15 protein-coding genes are annotated in these 16477 nt (G+C 70.5%); 5 read left to right on the top strand and 10 right to left on the bottom strand.

Features of this window, described 5'->3' with window-relative positions; translation table 11 throughout:
• Positions 1-292: 292 nt before the first annotated feature.
• Positions 293-862, top strand: a complete 570-nt coding sequence (locus OHA65_RS27300; protein WP_405762584.1) for a phosphatase PAP2 family protein — start codon at positions 293-295, stop codon at positions 860-862.
• An 11-nt stretch (positions 863-873) separates the two neighbouring features.
• On the opposite strand, the gene OHA65_RS27295 is transcribed toward OHA65_RS27300, so the two are convergent.
• Entirely contained in the window at positions 874-1269 is a 396-nt protein-coding gene (locus tag OHA65_RS27295; RefSeq protein ID WP_327278823.1) for a hypothetical protein, read from the bottom strand.
• Between the two features lie 254 nt (positions 1270-1523).
• On the opposite strand from OHA65_RS27295, the gene OHA65_RS27290 reads away from it, so the two are divergent.
• A complete protein-coding gene (locus OHA65_RS27290; protein WP_327278822.1) occupies positions 1524-1970 on the top strand; it encodes a hypothetical protein in 447 nt (148 codons plus the stop codon).
• 44 nt (positions 1971-2014) lie between these two features.
• Here the strand turns inward: OHA65_RS27290 and OHA65_RS27285 are convergent, their stop codons facing one another.
• The 8 genes from OHA65_RS27285 to OHA65_RS27250 all read right to left on the bottom strand — a co-directional run bounded on the left by OHA65_RS27285 (position 2015) and on the right by OHA65_RS27250 (position 11754).
• Positions 2015-3829, bottom strand: a complete 1815-nt coding sequence (locus OHA65_RS27285) for a chitinase (RefSeq protein ID WP_405762582.1) — start codon at positions 3827-3829, stop codon at positions 2015-2017.
• An 85-nt stretch (positions 3830-3914) separates the two neighbouring features.
• A complete protein-coding gene (locus OHA65_RS27280; protein ID WP_328763888.1) occupies positions 3915-4379 on the bottom strand; it encodes a hypothetical protein in 465 nt (154 codons plus the stop codon).
• Between the two features lie 154 nt (positions 4380-4533).
• Positions 4534-5952, bottom strand: coding sequence for an FAD-dependent oxidoreductase (locus OHA65_RS27275; protein ID WP_327278820.1), 1419 nt, complete (start codon positions 5950-5952; stop codon positions 4534-4536).
• Positions 5953-5974: 22 nt separating this feature from the next.
• Complete coding sequence (locus OHA65_RS27270; protein WP_327278819.1) at positions 5975-6769, bottom strand: ABC transporter permease; 795 nt, start codon at positions 6767-6769, stop codon at positions 5975-5977.
• Positions 6769-7698 carry an ABC transporter permease gene (locus tag OHA65_RS27265; protein ID WP_327278818.1) on the bottom strand — a complete coding sequence of 310 codons (930 nt, stop codon included), beginning with the start codon at positions 7696-7698 and terminating at the stop codon, positions 6769-6771. The genes OHA65_RS27270 and OHA65_RS27265 overlap by 1 nt, the downstream gene beginning before the upstream one ends.
• Entirely contained in the window at positions 7695-8846 is a 1152-nt protein-coding gene (locus OHA65_RS27260; protein ID WP_328763880.1) for an ABC transporter ATP-binding protein, read from the bottom strand. Before OHA65_RS27260 ends, OHA65_RS27265 begins: the two co-directional genes overlap by 4 nt.
• 67 nt (positions 8847-8913) lie before the next feature.
• Positions 8914-10164, bottom strand: a complete 1251-nt coding sequence (locus OHA65_RS27255; protein ID WP_327278816.1) for a spermidine/putrescine ABC transporter substrate-binding protein — start codon at positions 10162-10164, stop codon at positions 8914-8916.
• A 72-nt stretch (positions 10165-10236) separates the two neighbouring features.
• Positions 10237-11754 (bottom strand): gamma-aminobutyraldehyde dehydrogenase, encoded by a 1518-nt coding sequence (locus OHA65_RS27250; RefSeq protein ID WP_328763877.1) that lies wholly within the window; start codon positions 11752-11754, stop codon positions 10237-10239.
• A 182-nt stretch (positions 11755-11936) separates the two neighbouring features.
• Here OHA65_RS27250 and OHA65_RS27245 point away from each other — a divergent pair, with 182 nt between their 5' ends.
• Positions 11937-12491, top strand: coding sequence for an NADAR family protein (locus OHA65_RS27245; RefSeq protein WP_327278814.1), 555 nt, complete (start codon positions 11937-11939; stop codon positions 12489-12491).
• Between the two features lie 479 nt (positions 12492-12970).
• The gene (locus tag OHA65_RS27240; protein ID WP_405762580.1) at positions 12971-14581 is read left to right on the top strand and encodes a TROVE domain-containing protein; all 1611 of its coding nucleotides are present in this window, start codon (positions 12971-12973) and stop codon (positions 14579-14581) included.
• Positions 14582-14666: 85 nt separating this feature from the next.
• On the opposite strand, the gene OHA65_RS27235 is transcribed toward OHA65_RS27240, so the two are convergent.
• On the bottom strand, positions 14667-15320 hold the full coding sequence (locus OHA65_RS27235) for a DUF4190 domain-containing protein (RefSeq protein WP_405762578.1): 654 nt from the start codon (positions 15318-15320) through the stop codon (positions 14667-14669).
• 110 nt (positions 15321-15430) lie between these two features.
• Between OHA65_RS27235 and OHA65_RS27230 the strand changes: the two genes are divergently transcribed.
• Entirely contained in the window at positions 15431-16456 is a 1026-nt protein-coding gene (locus tag OHA65_RS27230) for an adenosine deaminase (protein ID WP_327278811.1), read from the top strand.
• Positions 16457-16477 lie beyond the last annotated feature (21 nt).

Genomic DNA, 16477 nt, shown 5'->3' with positions numbered 1-16477 from the left:
TGTGGGGGGCCGATGGCAGGAGCGCGTTCCTGCTGTCGGTCCCCTTTCCGCTGCCGTACGGTTTCTGCAGATGAGTGAGACACCCCGCTCCCGGGAAACCGGGGGCGACACCAGTACCGGGCTTCCCCAGCGCCGCACTGGGCCTGCGTTCGCGCACACTCCTCACCGATCGGACGGCCGTTCGCCCCAAACCCCCCGGGGCGCTCGGCAACCCGATCCGGGCGGCCGTCCCGGAACCATCCCCCCTGTTCCGGGACGGCCGGCCATTCTCCTCCTTCTCTCCCTGCTGGGATTGGTCCTGACGACCTGGCAGGTCCTGGCCTCGGGTCCGCTGCTCACACCGGACGAACGCCTCAGCCGCGCACTGGTGCGCACGGTCCCCGACGCCGTCACCGAACGCCTCTCCGACCTCGGCAACGTCCAGGTCGCCGTACCGGTCCTGGTCCTGGCGATGGCGTACTCCGTCCGGCGCTCCCGGTCCTGGGCCCCGGCCGTGACCGCGGGGCTGGCCATGGCGCTGGTCCCGGCCGTGATCGTGCCGCTGAAGGAGTGGACCGCCCGCCCGGGACCCCTGGAGCCCTGGGCCGCCGGCTACTACCCCTCGGGCCACACGGCCACCTCCGCCGTCGCCTACATCGGCGCGGCCCTGTTGATCGGCCCGTTCACCCGCCGCCCGTGGCCGATGGCCTCCGCGCTCGCCTTGACGGGTGCCACGGCCGCCGGCTTGATCCTGCGCGGCTGGCACTGGCCCCTGGACGTCCTGGCCAGCTGCTTCCTGTGCACGCCCCTGCTACTGGCCGTCGCGCACGCCGTACGCCGCACCGACGCTCCTGTTGGCGGTCAAGGGCTGCCGAGAACCTGAGGGTGGCCCGGTCAGGCTCGGTAGGGGTACAGGGCAACACGGTCGGATGCGACGCTGACCTGCACCCAGGAACCGTCCAGGCCGCTGGGGAGGGGTGATGCCAGATCGAACAGCACGGGCCAGTGGCCCATCTGGAGGTGGGCGGCGCCGTCGTCGATCAAGTGGAGGCGGCCGCTCATGATCACCCGGTCGCCTTCCTGTCGGAGTTCGGGCTCGGCGGCAGCGGTTGGCTGGGTGTTCTGGCCCCAGTGGATGTCCTCGTCGAGGGTCCACTCAATGAGGTGCTGGCCGTCGGCTTCTCGCGGATCACCACGCCAGAGCACCACGGCGGACCCGATGGGGGTGTGAACCCGAACTGCCATGTGCTGCTGCGAGGTGCGCGGCAGGCTCTCCGTGCGGACGAACATCGCCTCATCATCCATGACGTCACGTCTCCGACAAGGCCGAGCGGCGCCGGACCCCTCCGAACACCGCATCCGGTTCGGTGCCGGCCTGATCGACACTGTCATCCTGTCAGCTGCCTTCCCCGGCCGGAGCCATGGAGAACGGGAACCCGCTACGCGTATCAATGTCAGACCCCCCGCCTAGTCTTGCGCCGGTCTTGGGACTTCTCCCCTACGGAAGGCGGCGGCGCGCGATGGGTGCCAGCGGGTGGGAATACGTGACGGAGTACGAGGGCAGCGTCGAAGCCTCGTTCGCCGCCTTGCAGGCACGGGTCTTCCACGAGGAGTACGGCGGTGACGGGACGTACGGGAGCCTGGCGGAACTGCGTGCCGACGAGCAGTTCATGCACGAGGAGGGCACGCACTCCATCCTCGACATCGAGCGGGTCGTGCGCACCACCGATGCCCCTCGGTACGAGAACGGCGACCTCTGCACGCTCCGCCCCCTGACCGCCGGTCGCGCCGTCCACCACTTCGGCACGGACCGGCCGACCGTCGGGCGGTACCGGGAGGTGATGGCGGCGGCGAACGCGTCGATGAGCCACGAGGAGTACGAGCAGAGCCTGATCGGCGAGTGCCGCATGCGGTGGACCGGGCTGTACGTCCTCCTGTACGCGGGGGACGAGCCCACGCACGTGGGGATCTTCGGCTACTCGGGCGACTAGCTAGGGCCGGGCCGGAGCCCGGGGGCTCCGGCCCGGGGCTCCGGCTAACTGCCGAAGTAGGCGTCGAAGTTGCGGCTGAACTCCCAGCCGCCGAAGCGGTCCCAGTTGATCGACCAGGTCATCAGGCCGCGCAGGGCGGGCCAGGTGCCGTGCGTCGGGTAGGTCCCGCAGTTCGTCCTCTTCGTCAGGCAGTCCAGCGCCTTGTCCACCTCGGCCGGCGGGGTGTGGCCGTTGCCCGCGTTGGTGGTGGCCGGGAGGCCGATCGCCACCTGGTCCGGGCGCAGCGGCGGGAAGACGCGCGCGGTGTTGCCCGCGACCGGGAACCCGGTGAGCAGCATGTCGGTCATGGCGATGTGGAAGTCCGCGCCGCCCATGGAGTGGTACTGGTTGTCGAGACCCATGATCGGGCCCGAGTTGTAGTCCTGGACGTGCAGGAGGGTGAGGTCGTCGCGCAGGGCGTGGATGACCGGGAGGTACGCGCCGGCCCGCGGGTCCTGGCCGCCCCAGGGGCCGGAGCCGTAGTACTGGTAGCCCAGCTGGACGAAGAAGGTCTCCGGGGCCATCGTCAGGACGAAGTCCGGGCCGTACTTGGCCTTCAGCGTCTTGACGGCGGAGATCAGGTTGACGATCACCGGGGTGGCGGGGGCGCGGAAATCGGTGTCGCCGGTGGCGAGCGAGAGGGAGTGGCCCTCGAAGTCGATGTCGAGTCCGTTGAGCCCGTACTCGTCGATGATCTTGCTGACGGAGGATACGAAGGTGTCGCGGGCGGCCGTGGTGGCGAGCTGGACCTGGCCGTTCTGGCCGCCGATCGAGATCAGCACCTTCTTGCCCGCGGCCTGTTTGGCCTTGATGGCCGCCTTGAACTCGGCCGGGGATTCCACTCCGGGGCATTCGGAGACCGGGCAGAGGGAGTAGCGGATGTCCCCCGAGGTCACCGACGTCGGTTCGCCGAACGCGAGGTTGATGACGTCCCAGGAGGCCGGCACGTCGGCCATCCGGACGTATCCGGAGCCGTTGGCGAAGCTCGCGTGGAGGTAACCGACCAGGGCGTGGGCCGGGAGGCCGGGGTTGCCCGGGTTGCCGCCGCCGCTCGTCGTGGAGGCGGTCACGGGGGCGCTCTTCGCGGACTCGCCGGCCGCGTTCACCGCGCTGACCCGGAAGGTGTACGGGGTGGAAGCGGCGAGTCCGGTGATGGTGGCCGAGTTCGCGGTGACGCTCACGGGCGCGGCGCCGTCCCGGTGGATCGTGTAGGACGTGGCGCCCGGGGCGGCCGACCAGGAGAGGTCCAGGCTGCTCGCGGTGGCTCCGGACGCCGTCAGGCCGGTGGGGGCGGCCGGGGGCTGGGGCTGGCCGGGTCCGGAGCCGCCCGGGTCGGGGCCGACGAGCGTGACGTCGTCCGTGAAGTGGGCGCTCTGGCCGTACCAGCCGTGCGTGTAGACCGTCACGGAGGTGGTGGCCGCGCCCGTACGGAAGGTCGTGCTCAACTGCTTCCAGGCGCCGGGGGTCTGCGTCCAGGTGGACACGTCGGTGGTGCCGGTCCCGGCCGCGCCGAGGTAGACGTACGCGCCCTGCACCCAGGCGCCGAGCGCGTACGTCGAGTCGGGCTTGACGGGGACGGTCTGGGAGCACCGGGCGTTGTCCTGGCCGGCCGGGGTGGCCTTGAGGGCGGAACCACCTCCGTGAACGGGGGTGGTGACGACGGCTCCGCTGCCGGCCGAGCAGCTCCAGCCGTCGAGTCCGGCTTCGAAGCCGCCGTTGCGGACGAGGTCTGCGTCGGCTGCGGCGGCCGGCGGCCCCGCGGCGAGGAAGCCGACGACCGCGAGGGCGGCGGCGGCGAGGAAAGGCACGGGTCTGCGCACAACTGCCTCCGGAACATGGGGGGATGGAGCCAGGCCGCCGATGAGGCGGCAGCGGCGCCCAACATGGTCCAGACCAATGCCCTTGTCAAGGCTTGCGGCCCTCCTCCCCCGCCGCCCGCGCCGCGGCCTCGTGCATGGCGAGCTCCAACAACACCGGGTCGGTGAGCGTCCCGCGGCCGTCAGGGACCACCAGCCAGTGCACTCCGCCCGTCCGCCGGCCGGGGTACGGGACCGCGATCCAGGTCCCGCGCCCTGCTCCCCGTACGCCGGTGCCGATCCAGCGGGAAGCCGTGCCCGGGGGCACGAAGAAGCCCAGCCGCGCGTCGCCGGAGTCGGCGAGCACCGGGCCGGGCCGGTCGAGGAGCTGCGTCAAGACGTCGAGGGCGGTCTGCCCCAGCTCCCCGGGCAGGATCAGCACGTCCCAGAGCCGGCCGGCGGGCAGCAGGGCGACCCCGAGGGGGTTGCGCTCCCACTCCCACCGGCAGGCATCGGGTTCCGGCGCCACCGCCACCAGCCATTCCACCGCGGACTTGATTTCCGAGCCCTGCATCGCCCGGCCTCCGTTCTCTGGGGTGAGGGGTACTCACCGGAAGAGAGCGGGGCCGGGCCCTACGATGACGCGGGTTTGGTCACCTCGTGGTGGTGAATCGGCTCACGCCGTGAAACGCGGCGCACGCCGGGAGCGTGCCCCAGGGGGGCGCCGGTCAGCTGTCGAAGCCCAGTCCGAGCTTGTCGAGGGCCTTCAGCCACAGGTTGCGGCGGCCGCCGCGGGCGTCCGCCCGGGCCAGGGACCACTTGGTCAGCGTGATCCCGGTCCAGGCGAAGGGCTCGGGCGGGAACGGCATCGGCTTGGACTTCACCATCTCCAGCTCGGTCCGCTCGGTGCGGGCCCCGTCGAGCAGGTCCAGCATCACGTCGGCGCCGAAGCGGGTGGAGCCAACGCCGAGCCCCGTGTAGCCGGCCGCGTAGGCGACCCTGCCGCCGTGCGCGGTGCCGAAGAAGGCGGAGAAGCGCGAGCAGGTGTCGATGGCCCCGCCCCAGGCGTGGCTGAACTTGATGCCCTCCAGCTGCGGGAACGCGGTGAAGAAGTGCTGCGCGAGCTTCAGGTACGTCTCGGGGCGGTGGTCGTACTCGGAGTCGAGCTTGCCGCGGTAGGGGTAGATGGCGTCGTAGCCGCCCCACAGGATGCGGTTCTCCGGGGTGATGCGGAAGTAGTGGAACTGGTTGGCGCTGTCGCCCAATCCCTGGCGGCCCTGCCAGCCGATCGCCTTCAGCTGGTCGTCGGTCAGCGGCTCGGTCATCAGCGCGTAGTCGTAGACCGGGACCGTGAGCGGCCGGATCCGCTTGACCAGCGACGGGAAGATGTTCGTGCCGAGCGCCACCCGCCGGGCGAAGATCCGCCCGTACGGGGTGCGCACCGCCATCCCGGCGCCCGAGGAGGCCAGTGACAGCCCCCGGGTGTTCTCGTAGATCCGCACACCCAGCGACAGGCAGGCCGCCTTCAGCCCCCAGGCGAGCTTCGCCGGATTGAGCATGGCGACGCCGTCGGTGTCCCACAGGCCCGCGAGGAACGTCGGCGAGTCGATCTCCGCGCGCAGCTCCTCGCGGTCCAGCCAGCGCGAGCCGTCCGCGAGGCCCAGCTTCTGGGCCTCCTCGTACAGCTCGCGCAGCTCCTCGACCTGGTGGGGTTCGGTGGCCACGTCGATCTCGCCGGTGCGCTCGAAGTCGCAGTCGATGCCGTAGCGGGTGATGGCCGCCTCGATCTCGTCGAGGTTGCGGGCGCCCAACTCCTCCAGCTTGGCGAGCTCGCCCGGCCAGCGGGCCATGCCGTTGGCGAGGCCGTGCGTGAGGGAGGCCGCGCAGAAGCCGCCGTTGCGACCGGAGGCGGCCCAGCCCGCCTCCTTCGACTCGATCAGGACGACGTCCCGGGCGGGATCGCGCTCCTTGGCGATCAGCGCGGTCCACAGTCCGCTGTACCCGCCGCCGATGACGAGCAGGTCGCAGGCCTCGTCGGAGGTCAGCGCCGGCTGCGCGGCGGGCTTGCCGGGGTCGTCCAGCCAGTACGAGACCGGCAGTGCTTCGGAAAGTGATTGGGCAACGCTTCGCATGGCGACTGGGGCCATGTCTTCCAACTCCCTACAGGGGTTAATTCGGCTGTGCCTTCTTGCGGCGGTTGCCGACCATCTGGCCGACGAGGACCACCAGCACCGCGATGACGAACATCGCCGTGCCGATGACGTTGATCTGTACAGGCGTACCGCGCTGGGCCGATCCCCACACGAACATGGGGAACGTGACGGTGTTGCCCGAGTTGAAGTTGGTGATGATGAAGTCGTCGAAGGAGAGCGCGAAGGACAGCAGTGCGCCCGCCGCGATACCGGGTGCCGCGATCGGCAGGGTGACCCGTACGAAGGTCTGCACCGGGCCCGCGTAGAGGTCGCGGGCGGCCTCCTCCAGCCGCGGGTCCATCGACAGGACGCGCGCCTTGACCGCGGCGACGACGAAGCTGAGGCAGAACATGATGTGGGCGATCAGGATCGTCCAGAAGCCCAGCTGGATGCCCATGTTCAGGAAGAGCGCGAGCAGCGAGGCCGCCATCACGATCTCGGGCATCGCCATCGGCAGGAAGATCAGCGAGTTGACCGCGCCGCGCGCCCGGAAGCGGTAGCGGACCATCGCGAAGGCGATGGCGGTGCCGAGGACGGTGGCGCCGATCGTGGCCCACACGGCGATCTGGAGCGACAGGGACAGGGAGCCGCACAGGTCGGCGACCCCGCAGGGGTCCTTCCAGGCGTCGAGCGAGAACTCCTGCCAGGCGTAGTTGAACCGCCCGGCGGGGTTGTTGAAGGAGAAGACCGTCACGACGACGTTCGGCAGGATCATGTACGCGAGCGTGCCGAGGCCGAATATGACGACGAGATTGCGCCGGAGCCAACGCATCAGACCAGGTCCTCCGTCCCCGCTCGGCGGATGTAGATGGTGACCATGATCAGGACGATGGCCATGAGGATGAAGGACAGCGCGGCGGCCGTCGGGTAGTCGAGGATCCGCAGGTACTGCGACTGGATGACGTTGCCGATCATCCGGGTGTCCGTGGAGCCGAGCAGCTCGGCGTTCACGTAGTCGCCGCTCGCCGGGATGAAGGTGAGCAGCGTTCCGGAGACCACGCCCGGCATGGACAGCGGGAAGGTCACCTTGCGGAACGTCGTCGCGGGGTGGGCGTACAGGTCCCCGGCCGCCTCGTGGAGGCGGGTGTCGATGCGCTCCAGCGAGGTGTAGAGCGGCAGGATCATGAAGGGGAGGAAGTTGTACGTCAGACCGCAGACCACCGCCAGCGGCGTGGCCAGCACCCGGTCCCCCTGGGTGATGCCGAGCCAGCTGGTGACGTCCAGGAAACCAATCTTGTTGAGGACGGCGACCACGGGGCCGCCGTCGGCCAGGATCGTCTTCCAGGCCAGGGTGCGGATCAGGAAGCTGGTGAAGAACGGCGCGATGACCAGCACCAGCAGCAGGTTGCGCCAGCGGCCCGCCCTGAAGGCGATCAGATAGGCCAGCGGGTACCCGAGCAGCAGGCACAGCACGGTCGCGGTGCCGGCGTACGCGAGGGAGCGCAGGAACTGCGGGTAGTACTCGGTGAGCGCGTCCCAGTAGGTCTGGAAGTGCCAGGTGACTTCGAAGCCCTCTTCGAGGGAACCGGTCTGCACCGACGTGGAGGCCTGGTAGACCATCGGCAGCACGAAGAAGACCAACAGCCACAGGATGCCGGGGAGCAGCAGCCAGTAGGGGATCAGCCGCTTGCGCACGGACGGCTTGTGGACCGGCGGTTCGGTGGGGGCCTCGACCTCCGGCGGCGCGGCGGTGGCGGTCATGCGCCCTCCTCGACCGTCTCGATGCCGGCGTCTATGTCCTGGGCGGCGTCGAGGCCGAAGGTGTGCTCCGGGTTCCAGTGCAGGACGACGTCGGCGCCGGGGGCCAGGCGGGCGTCGCGCTCGATGTTCTGGACGTACACCTCCAGCTCGGGGCAGACCTGGCTGTCGATGACGAACTGGGTGGAGACCCCGATGAAGGAGGAGGCCGCGATCTTGCCGTGGACCTTGTTGCGGCCGGCGGCGATGGTGTCCACCTCGTCCGCATGGACCAGGGATATCTTCTCCGGGCGCACCCCGACCAGCAGCTTTCCGCCGGTCTTAGGGGTGGTCGAACATCGGGCCGCCGGCAGCCGCAGCTTCGTCCCCGACGAGCTGACCACCACGTCGGAGCCGCCCGCCTCCAGGACCTCGGCCTCGATGAGGTTGGACGTGCCGAGGAAGTTCGCGACGAAGGTGGTCCGCGGGTTCTCGTAGAGCTCGGCGGGCGCGCCCAGCTGCTCGACGCGACCGCCGCTCATCACGGCGACCGTGTCGGCCATGGTCATGGCCTCCTCCTGGTCGTGAGTGACGTGCACGAAGGTGATGCCGACCTCGGTCTGGATCCGCTTGAGCTCCAGCTGCATCTGGCGGCGCAGCTTGAGGTCGAGTGCGCCGAGGGGCTCGTCGAGGAGCAGCACCTGGGGGTGGTTGATGAGAGCGCGGGCGACGGCCACGCGCTGCTGCTGGCCGCCGGAGAGCTGGTGCGGCTTGCGCTGGGCGAACTGGCCGAGCTCCACCAGCTCCAGCATGTCGTCGACCTGCTTCTTGACGGACTTGATGCCGCGGCGGCGCAGCCCGAAGGCCACGTTCTCGTAGATGTTCAGGTGCGGGAACAGCGCGTAGCTCTGGAACACCGTGTTGACGGGGCGCTTGTAGGGCGGCAGCTGGGTGACCTCGCGGTCGCCGAGGTGGACCGTTCCGGTGGAGGGCTCCTCCAGGCCGGCGATCATGCGCAGTGTGGTGGTCTTCCCGCAGCCCGAGGCGCCGAGCAGGGCGAAGAAGGAGCCCTGGGGGATGGTGAGATCCAGCGGGTGCACTGCGGTGAACGAGCCGTAGTGCTTGCTGATCCCGGCGAGGCGGACGTCGCCGCCCGCGGTCTTGTCAGTCATGGGTCGCGGCCTTCGGTGGTGGTGTCGTCGGAAGGGTGCGGGGCGCGGATGCCGGCACGGGGGGTCGTCAGGCTCCGATGAGCTTGGCGAACTTCTCCTCGTACGCGGTCTCTTCCTCACTGCTGAGCGTGCGGAAGGCGTGGGCCTTGGCCGCCATCGCCTTGTCCGGAATGATCAGGGGGTTGTCCGCGAGCGCCGGATCGATCTTCGCAAGGTCTTCCTTGACGCCGTCGACCGGGCAGACGTAGCTGATGAACGCGGCCAGCTGGGCGGCGATCGGGGGCTCGTAGTAGAAGTCGATCAGCTTCTCGGCATTGGCCTTGTGCCGGGCGTGGGCGGGGACCAGCAGGTTGTCGCTGGAGGTGATGTAACCGGGCGCCGGTATCGCGTACTTGATGTCCGGGTTGCCGGCCTGGAGCTGGATGACGTCGCCGGCCCAGGCCAGGCAGGCGGCGAGGTCGCCCTTGTCGAGGTCCGCGGTGTAGTCGTTGCCCGTGAAACGGCGGATCTGCTTGGTGTCCACGCCCTTCTGGAGCCGGCCGATGGCCGCGTCGAAGTCGGCGGTGGTGAAGCTCGCCGGGTCCTTGCCCTGGTCGATCAGGGTCATGCCGACGCTGTCGCGCATCTCGGTGAGGAACCCGACGCGACCCTTGAGGGAGGGGTCGTCGAGCAGCTGCGTGACGGAGTCGACCTTCTTGCCGTCGGTCGCCTTCGCGTTGTAGGCGATGACGGTGTCGATGCCGGTCCAGGGGTAGCTGTACGAACGGCCCGGATCCCAGTCGGGGGTGCGGAACTGAGGGATCAGGTTGGCGTAGGCGTGCGGCAGGTGGGAGGGGTCCAGCTTCTGCGCCCAGCCGAGCCGGATGATGCGCGCGGCGAGCCAGTCGGTGACGACGATCAGGTCGCGGCCGGTGTCCTGGCCGGCCGCGAGCTGCGGGCGGACCTTGCCGAAGAACTCGACGTTGTCGTTGATGTCCTCGGTGTACTTGACCGCGATCCCGGTGCGCTTGGTGAACTCCTCCAGCGTGGGGTGGGACTTCTCGTCCTCGCTGGTGTCCATGTACTCGGTCCAGTTGGAGAAGTTGATCTCCTTCTCCCGGTCCGAGTGGTCGTCGGAGGCGACGGTGGTGTCGCCCGCGCGTTTGGCCGGCGGGATGCCGCAGGCGGACAGGGAGGCCAGGCCGCCGAGGGTGAGCGCTCCGACACCGGAGGCGCGCAGCAGCGAGCGGCGGGTGAGGGCGCCGCGCCCGCTGGTGAGGCTGCGCCGCATCGCGGCGAGTTGCGCCGCCGAGAGGCGGTCGGGCTCGAACTGCTCCATGAGCTGCCCTTTCGGGATGGGTGGCGCCGCTGGTCAGGCGGCCGGCTGCCACGCGGCGGAAGCCGAAGACGGTTAGGTGCGGTCCCCGAAGACGGTGCGGTGCCAGTCCTTGGCAGCCACCGCCGTGTTGTCGTACATCACGTGCTTGACCTGCGTGTACTCCTCGAAGGAGTAGGCGCTCATGTCCTTTCCGAAGCCACTCGCCTTGTAGCCGCCGTGAGGCATCTCGCTGATGATCGGGATGTGGTCGTTGACCCAGACGCAGCCCGCCTTGATCTCGCGGGTGGCGCGGTTCGCCCGGTAGACGTCGCGGCTCCAGGCGGAGGCGGCGAGTCCGTACGGGGTGTCGTTGGCGAGCTCGATGCCCTCGTCGTCGGTGTCGAAGGGGAGGACGACGAGGACCGGACCGAAGATCTCGGACTGGACGACCTCGCTGTCCTGGGCGGCGCCGGCGATAAGGGTGGGCCGGTAGTACGCGCCTGCGGCGAGCTCGCCGCCCGGGATCTCGCCGCCGGTGACGACGGTGGCGTAGCCGCGGGCGCGCTCCACGAAGCCGGCGACCCGGTCGCGCTGGGCGTGCGAGACCAGCGGGCCGAGGTCGGTGGCCCAGTCGTCGGGGTCGCCGAGGCGGACGGTCTCCATCAGCGCGGCCACGCGGGCGACGAACGCGTCGTGCAGGGGGCGCTGGACGTACGCGCGGGTGGCGGCGGTGCAGTCCTGGCCGGTGTTGATCAGGGAGGCGGCGACGGCGCCGTGGGCGGCGGCCTCCAGGTCGGCGTCGTCGAAGACCACGAAGGGCGCCTTGCCGCCGAGCTCCAGGTGGAGCCGCTTGACGGTGGCGGTGGCGATCTCGGCGACGCGCTTGCCGACGGCGGTGGAGCCCGTGAAGGAGGTCATGACCACGTCCGGGTGGCCGACCAGGTGCTCGCCCGCGTCCCGGCCGGCGCCGGTGACGATGTTGACCACGCCGTCCGGCAGGCCCGCGTCCTTGGCCGCCTGGGCGAACATCAGGGACGTGAGCGGGGTCAGCTCGGCGGGCTTCAGGACGATCGTGTTGCCCGCGGCGATCGCCGGGAGGATCTTCCAGGCGGCCATCTGGAGCGGATAGTTCCAGGGGGCGATGGAGCCGACGACCCCGATGGCCTCGCGTCGCACGTAGGAGGTGTGGTCCCCTGAGTACTCGGCCGCCGCCTGCCCCTGCAGATGCCGGGCGGCGCCCGCGAAGAAGGCGGTGTTGTCGATGGTTCCCGGTACGTCGAACTCGGTGGACAGCTTGATCGGCTTGCCGCACTGGAGGGATTCCGCGTACGCGAAGTCCTCGGCCTGTTCGGCCAGCACGGCGGCGAGCCGGTGCAGGGCGTCCGAGCGCTCGCCGGGGGTGGCCGCCGACCAGGCCGGGAAGGCCCGCTTGGCGGCGGCGACGGCCTCGTCGACGTCGGCGGTGGAGGCCAGCTCGTACGTGAGCACCTCCTCGCCCGTCGCAGGATCGACGACGGTGTGCGACCGCCCGGAGGTTCCGGACCTCAGCTGCCCGTCGATGTACTGCGCGCCGTTTGCGAAGCGGTCTTTGACCTGGAAGCGATTACCCATCACGCTCTCACGCTCTCCGTAGCTTCAGCTCGAATTGAGTGCCGATCCTGGCAGAGGTGTTCCCCACCGCCAAGTGATTCCGTTGTTGCCTTTTGATTACGCGACGGAATCGGTCGACCATGTGTCGAGGCACACGCCGAATCCCGTACGAAGTGTCAGTGGCGACTGCCAGACTCGCGTGCATGGAAAAGATCGACAAGTTGATCGAGCAGGTCAGCCGTGGTGAGAGGCTGAAGTACCTGCCGTTCTGGGGACACCGGCCGCGTCCGGACGGGACGCTCGGCCCCAGCTGCATGAGCCAGTGGTGGCCGTCGCCCTTCACCGTGGGTGATGTCCTGTACGCCACGGCGGAGCACTGGATGATGGCCGGCAAGGCCCGCCTGTTCGGGGACCCCGAGGCGGAGCGCGCCGCGCTGGAGGCGAAGACTCCGGCGGAGGCCAAGAAGGCCGGGCGGCTCGTGCGCGACTTCGACGAGGCGACGTGGGAGCGGGAGCGGTTCGCGCTGGTGGTGGAGGGCAGCGTGCACAAGTTCGCGTCCACCCCCGAGCTGCGCGGGTACCTGCTGGGCACGGGGAACCGGGTGCTGGTGGAGGCGAGCCCGTTGGACAGCATCTGGGGCATCGGCCTCGCCGCGGACGACGACCGCGCACTGGACCCGTCCCGCTGGCGCGGTCTGAACCTCCTGGGCTTCGCCCTGATGGAGGCCCGCGACCGGCTGCGCACGGACGCGGCCTGACCTCGGCCGGGCCGGTGCCAAATGCGTGGCGGGCCGGCGGGCGGGCCGCCTAACGTAGGGCTCGTCCAGGTGCGAAGGCGAGACCTACTTCCACTGTTAATGGGGCGGCCGCGGGTTCGAGTCCCGTCATCGGCTTCGGGCCGGTGTAGCTCAGTTGGTAGAGCACCACGTGGTCTCGCCGACCTCGACCTCTGGACACCTGTGTCACGCACCTCCCGGTGCGCCGTGCTGCGGCTCCTTCTCGTGCAGAGAATCCCAGGCCGCCGCCACTTCGATCTCGGGAGGCACGCGTGCGGGACGCCCGGTGCGCAGGCGACGGCTACTTCCGGATCGACGGGTCGCGGGTTCGAATCCCGCCCGGCCACGGCCGGTAGCTCAGTCCGGAGAGAGCAGTCGACACAGCCCGTCGCCGACCTCTGACCTCGGGCATCCCGCACGCCACGCCTCCCCCGCACTCCACCGGATTCGGGGGGATCCACATGGCTCGCTTCAACCTGCGCGCGTTCAGGACGGCGGCTGCACCGGCTGCCGCCGCGCCCACCTCGCCCGTACGTTCCACCCGCGGTCGCGCCGCCAACCACCAGGGCGGCCCCGGCTTCGTCCGCGATCCGCGCTCCGAGCTGTTCCTGCTCGCCGTCGCCAACTTCGTGACGCAGCGGACCTTCTACGAGAGCGGCGAGGCCCGCGACGACCGGTTCTGCGCACTCGTGCGCCGACTGGCCGTCGAGGACCCCGCGTGGACCGCCGGCCTGCTCGGCTGGCTGCGTACCGACGCGAACATGCGGACCGCCTCGCTGGTCGGAGCGGCCGAGTACGTCAAGGCGCGGCTCGATGCCGGAGCGGGCGACGGGCCGTCGAACCGCAGCGTCGTGGACCGTGTGCTGCAGCGTGCGGACGAGCCCGGCGAACTGCTGGCCTACTGGACGGCGACGTACGGGCGCAACGTGCCCAAGCCGGTCAAGCGCGGCATCGCCGATGCCGTACGCAGGCTGTATTCCGGCACGTCGCTGCTGAAGTACGACACCGCGTCCAAAGGCTTCCGCTTCGGCGACGTGCTGAACCTCGTACACGCCTCCCCCGATCCCGCCAAGCCCTGGCAGGGCGAGCTGTTCCGCTACGCCCTCGACCGGCGCCACCACCCGGAGACGGCACGCGTACCGGCCGGCAACCGCACCCTGCTCGCCCACCGGGAACTCATGGAACTCCCGGTCGAGGAGCGCCGGGCGCAGGTCATCGCGCCGGACGGGGCCGAGCGGCTCGCCGCCGCGGGCATGACCTGGGAGGCACTGGCCGGCTGGCTCCGGGGGCCGATGGACGCGGCCGCGTGGGAGGCGATCATCCCGTCCATGGGCGCGATGGCGCTGCTGCGGAACCTGCGCAACTTCGACCAGGCCGGTGTCTCGGACGCGGTGGCCGCGCAAGTAGCGGCGAAGCTCTGCGACCCGGAAGTCGTCGCCCGGTCCCGACAGTTCCCCTTCCGCTACCTGGCCGCCTACCAGCACGCGCCCTCGCTGCGCTGGGCGTACCCGCTGGAGCAGGCGCTCGGCCGCTCGCTGGCCAACGTACCCGCGCTGCCGGGCCGGACGCTGGTCCTCGTGGACCGGTCGGGGTCGATGTGGGCGCCGCTGTCGGACCGCTCCCGACTCAACCGGGCGGACGCGGCGGCCGTCTTCGGTACGGCGCTGGCGCTGCGCGCCCAGGACGCGGACCTGGTGCAGTTCGGGACGCAGAGCAAGCAGGTCCCGTACGAGCGGGGCGAGTCGGTACTGAAGGTGCTGGAGCGGTTCGAGGACCTCGGCGGCACCTGCACCGCCGAGGCCGTGCGGCGGCACTACGCGGGGCACGACCGGGTCCTGATCGTCACCGACGAGCAGGCGACCTACCACCACGGCGGCGACCCGACGGCCCTCGTCCCCGGCGAGGTCCCGGTGTACACGTGGAACCTGGCCGGGCACCGGACGGGCCACGCGCCCTCCGGGTCCGCCAACCGGCACACCTTCGGCGGGCTCACCGACGCGGCGTTCCGCATGGTCACCCTGATCGAGGACGGCCGGGACGCGGACTGGCCGTGGGTGGCGCAGGCCCCGTAGGCGGACGGTGGGTGACGGACGGGGCCGGGCCCGGGCAACTGCTGCCCGGGCCCGGCCCCGTTCCGTGTGCCCCGCGGCTCCCGGGTCAGACGTTCTCGCGGATCTGCGTGTGCGAGGACGGGCCGTCGAAGTCGTTGCCGGTCCCCGAGTCGCCGAGCAGGACACCGGCGATCACGAGCGCGATCATCAGCAGGCTGAGCACGATGCCGACCGCGCCCAGGATGATGCCGGCCAGTGCCATCGGGCCGTTGTCGGCCTCGCCGCGCCGGGCCTTGCCACGGCCCAGGATGCCGAACACGAGCGCCGGGACCGCGAACAGGAGGCCCAGGTAGCAGGTGACCACGCCCAGGATGCCGAGGACGAGGGCGGTGACCCCGAAGCCATTGCTCTTCGGCGGGTGGAACGGGTAACCCGGGTATCCGGGGTACCCCTGCTGGCCCGGGTACCCGGGGTGGCCGTACGCCGGCTGCGCGGGCGGCGGTCCGGGGTACGCGTACCCCCCGAAGTCCGGCTGGGCCGGGTACCCGTAGGCGGGCCCGGGAGCGGGCGTCGGCGTCTGCGCCGGCCCGGGTATCTGGGCCTGCGGAACCTCAGCCCCCGGCATCCCCGCGATCGTGGGCTGGTCGTGCACGGACGGCGAACCCGACACGCCCGGTGCGGCCTGTGGTTTCCCGAGCTCCACCGCCGGCCGCTCCGGCGGCGCCCACGGGTCCCTCGGCTCGGGGCTCTGGTCGGTCATGCGGCGCCCCCCTCTCGTACGGCCATGCTATGCGCTGCCACCGACGGTCCCTGAGCTGCCTACGATGAAGCCCGATCTCGTCCGCACCCGCGTCCTCCCGGAGGCCCCTCATGCCCGACCTGACCCCCTTCATCGCAGGGCTGCCCAAGGCGGAACTCCACGTCCACCACGTCGGCTCGGCCTCCCCGCGCATCGTGGCCGAACTCGCCGCCCGCCACCCCGACTCCAAGGTCCCCACCGACCCCGAGGCGCTCGCCGACTACTTCACGTTCACCGACTTCGCGCACTTCATCGAGGTCTACCTCTCCGTCGTCGACCTGGTCCGCACCCCCGCCGACGTACGCACCCTGACCTTCGAAGTCGCCCGCGACATGGCCCGGCAGAACATCCGCTACGCCGAACTGACCATCACCCCGTACTCCTCCACCCGTCGCGGCATCGACGAGAAGGCCTTCATGGAGGCCATCGAGGACGCCCGCAAGGCCGCCGAGACCGAACTCGGCGTCATCCTGCGCTGGTGCTTCGACATCCCCGGCGAGGCAGGCCTGGAGGCCGCCGCCGAGACCGCGCGCCTCGCCGTCGACCTGCGCCCGGAGGGCCTGGTCTCCTTCGGCCTCGGCGGCCCCGAGATCGGCGTCCCCCGCCCGCAGTTCAAGCCGTACTTCGACGCCGCCCGGGCCGCCGGCCTGCACAGCGTGCCGCACGCCGGCGAGACCACCGGCCCGGAGACGATCTGGGACTCGATCCGCGAACTGGGCGCCCAGCGCATCGGCCACGGCACCAGCGCCACGCAGGACCCGGAGCTCCTCGCCTACCTCGCCGAGCACCGGATCGCGCTGGAGGTCTGCCCGACCTCCAACATCGCCACGCGCGCCGTGACCGACCTGGACCGCCACCCGGTCAAGGAGATGGTGCAGGCGGGCGTGCTCGTCACCATCAACAGCGACGACCCGCCGATGTTCGGCTCCGACCTCAACAACGAGTACGCGGTCGCCGCGCGCCTCCTCGACCTCGACGAGCGCGGGCTCGCGCAGTTGGCGAAGAACGCCGTCGAGGCGTCCTTCCTGGACGAGGCCGGCAAGGCGAAGCTCACTGCGGAGATCGACACGTACACCTCAGCCTGGCTGGCGCGCTGACGGACCGCCGGGAACGCCGAC

It is taken from the genome of Streptomyces sp. NBC_00045, from assembly GCF_045041095.1.
In the GTDB taxonomy this organism is placed as follows: domain Bacteria; phylum Actinomycetota; class Actinomycetes; order Streptomycetales; family Streptomycetaceae; genus Streptomyces.
This window is presented reverse-complemented; position numbering and strand designations above follow the sequence as displayed.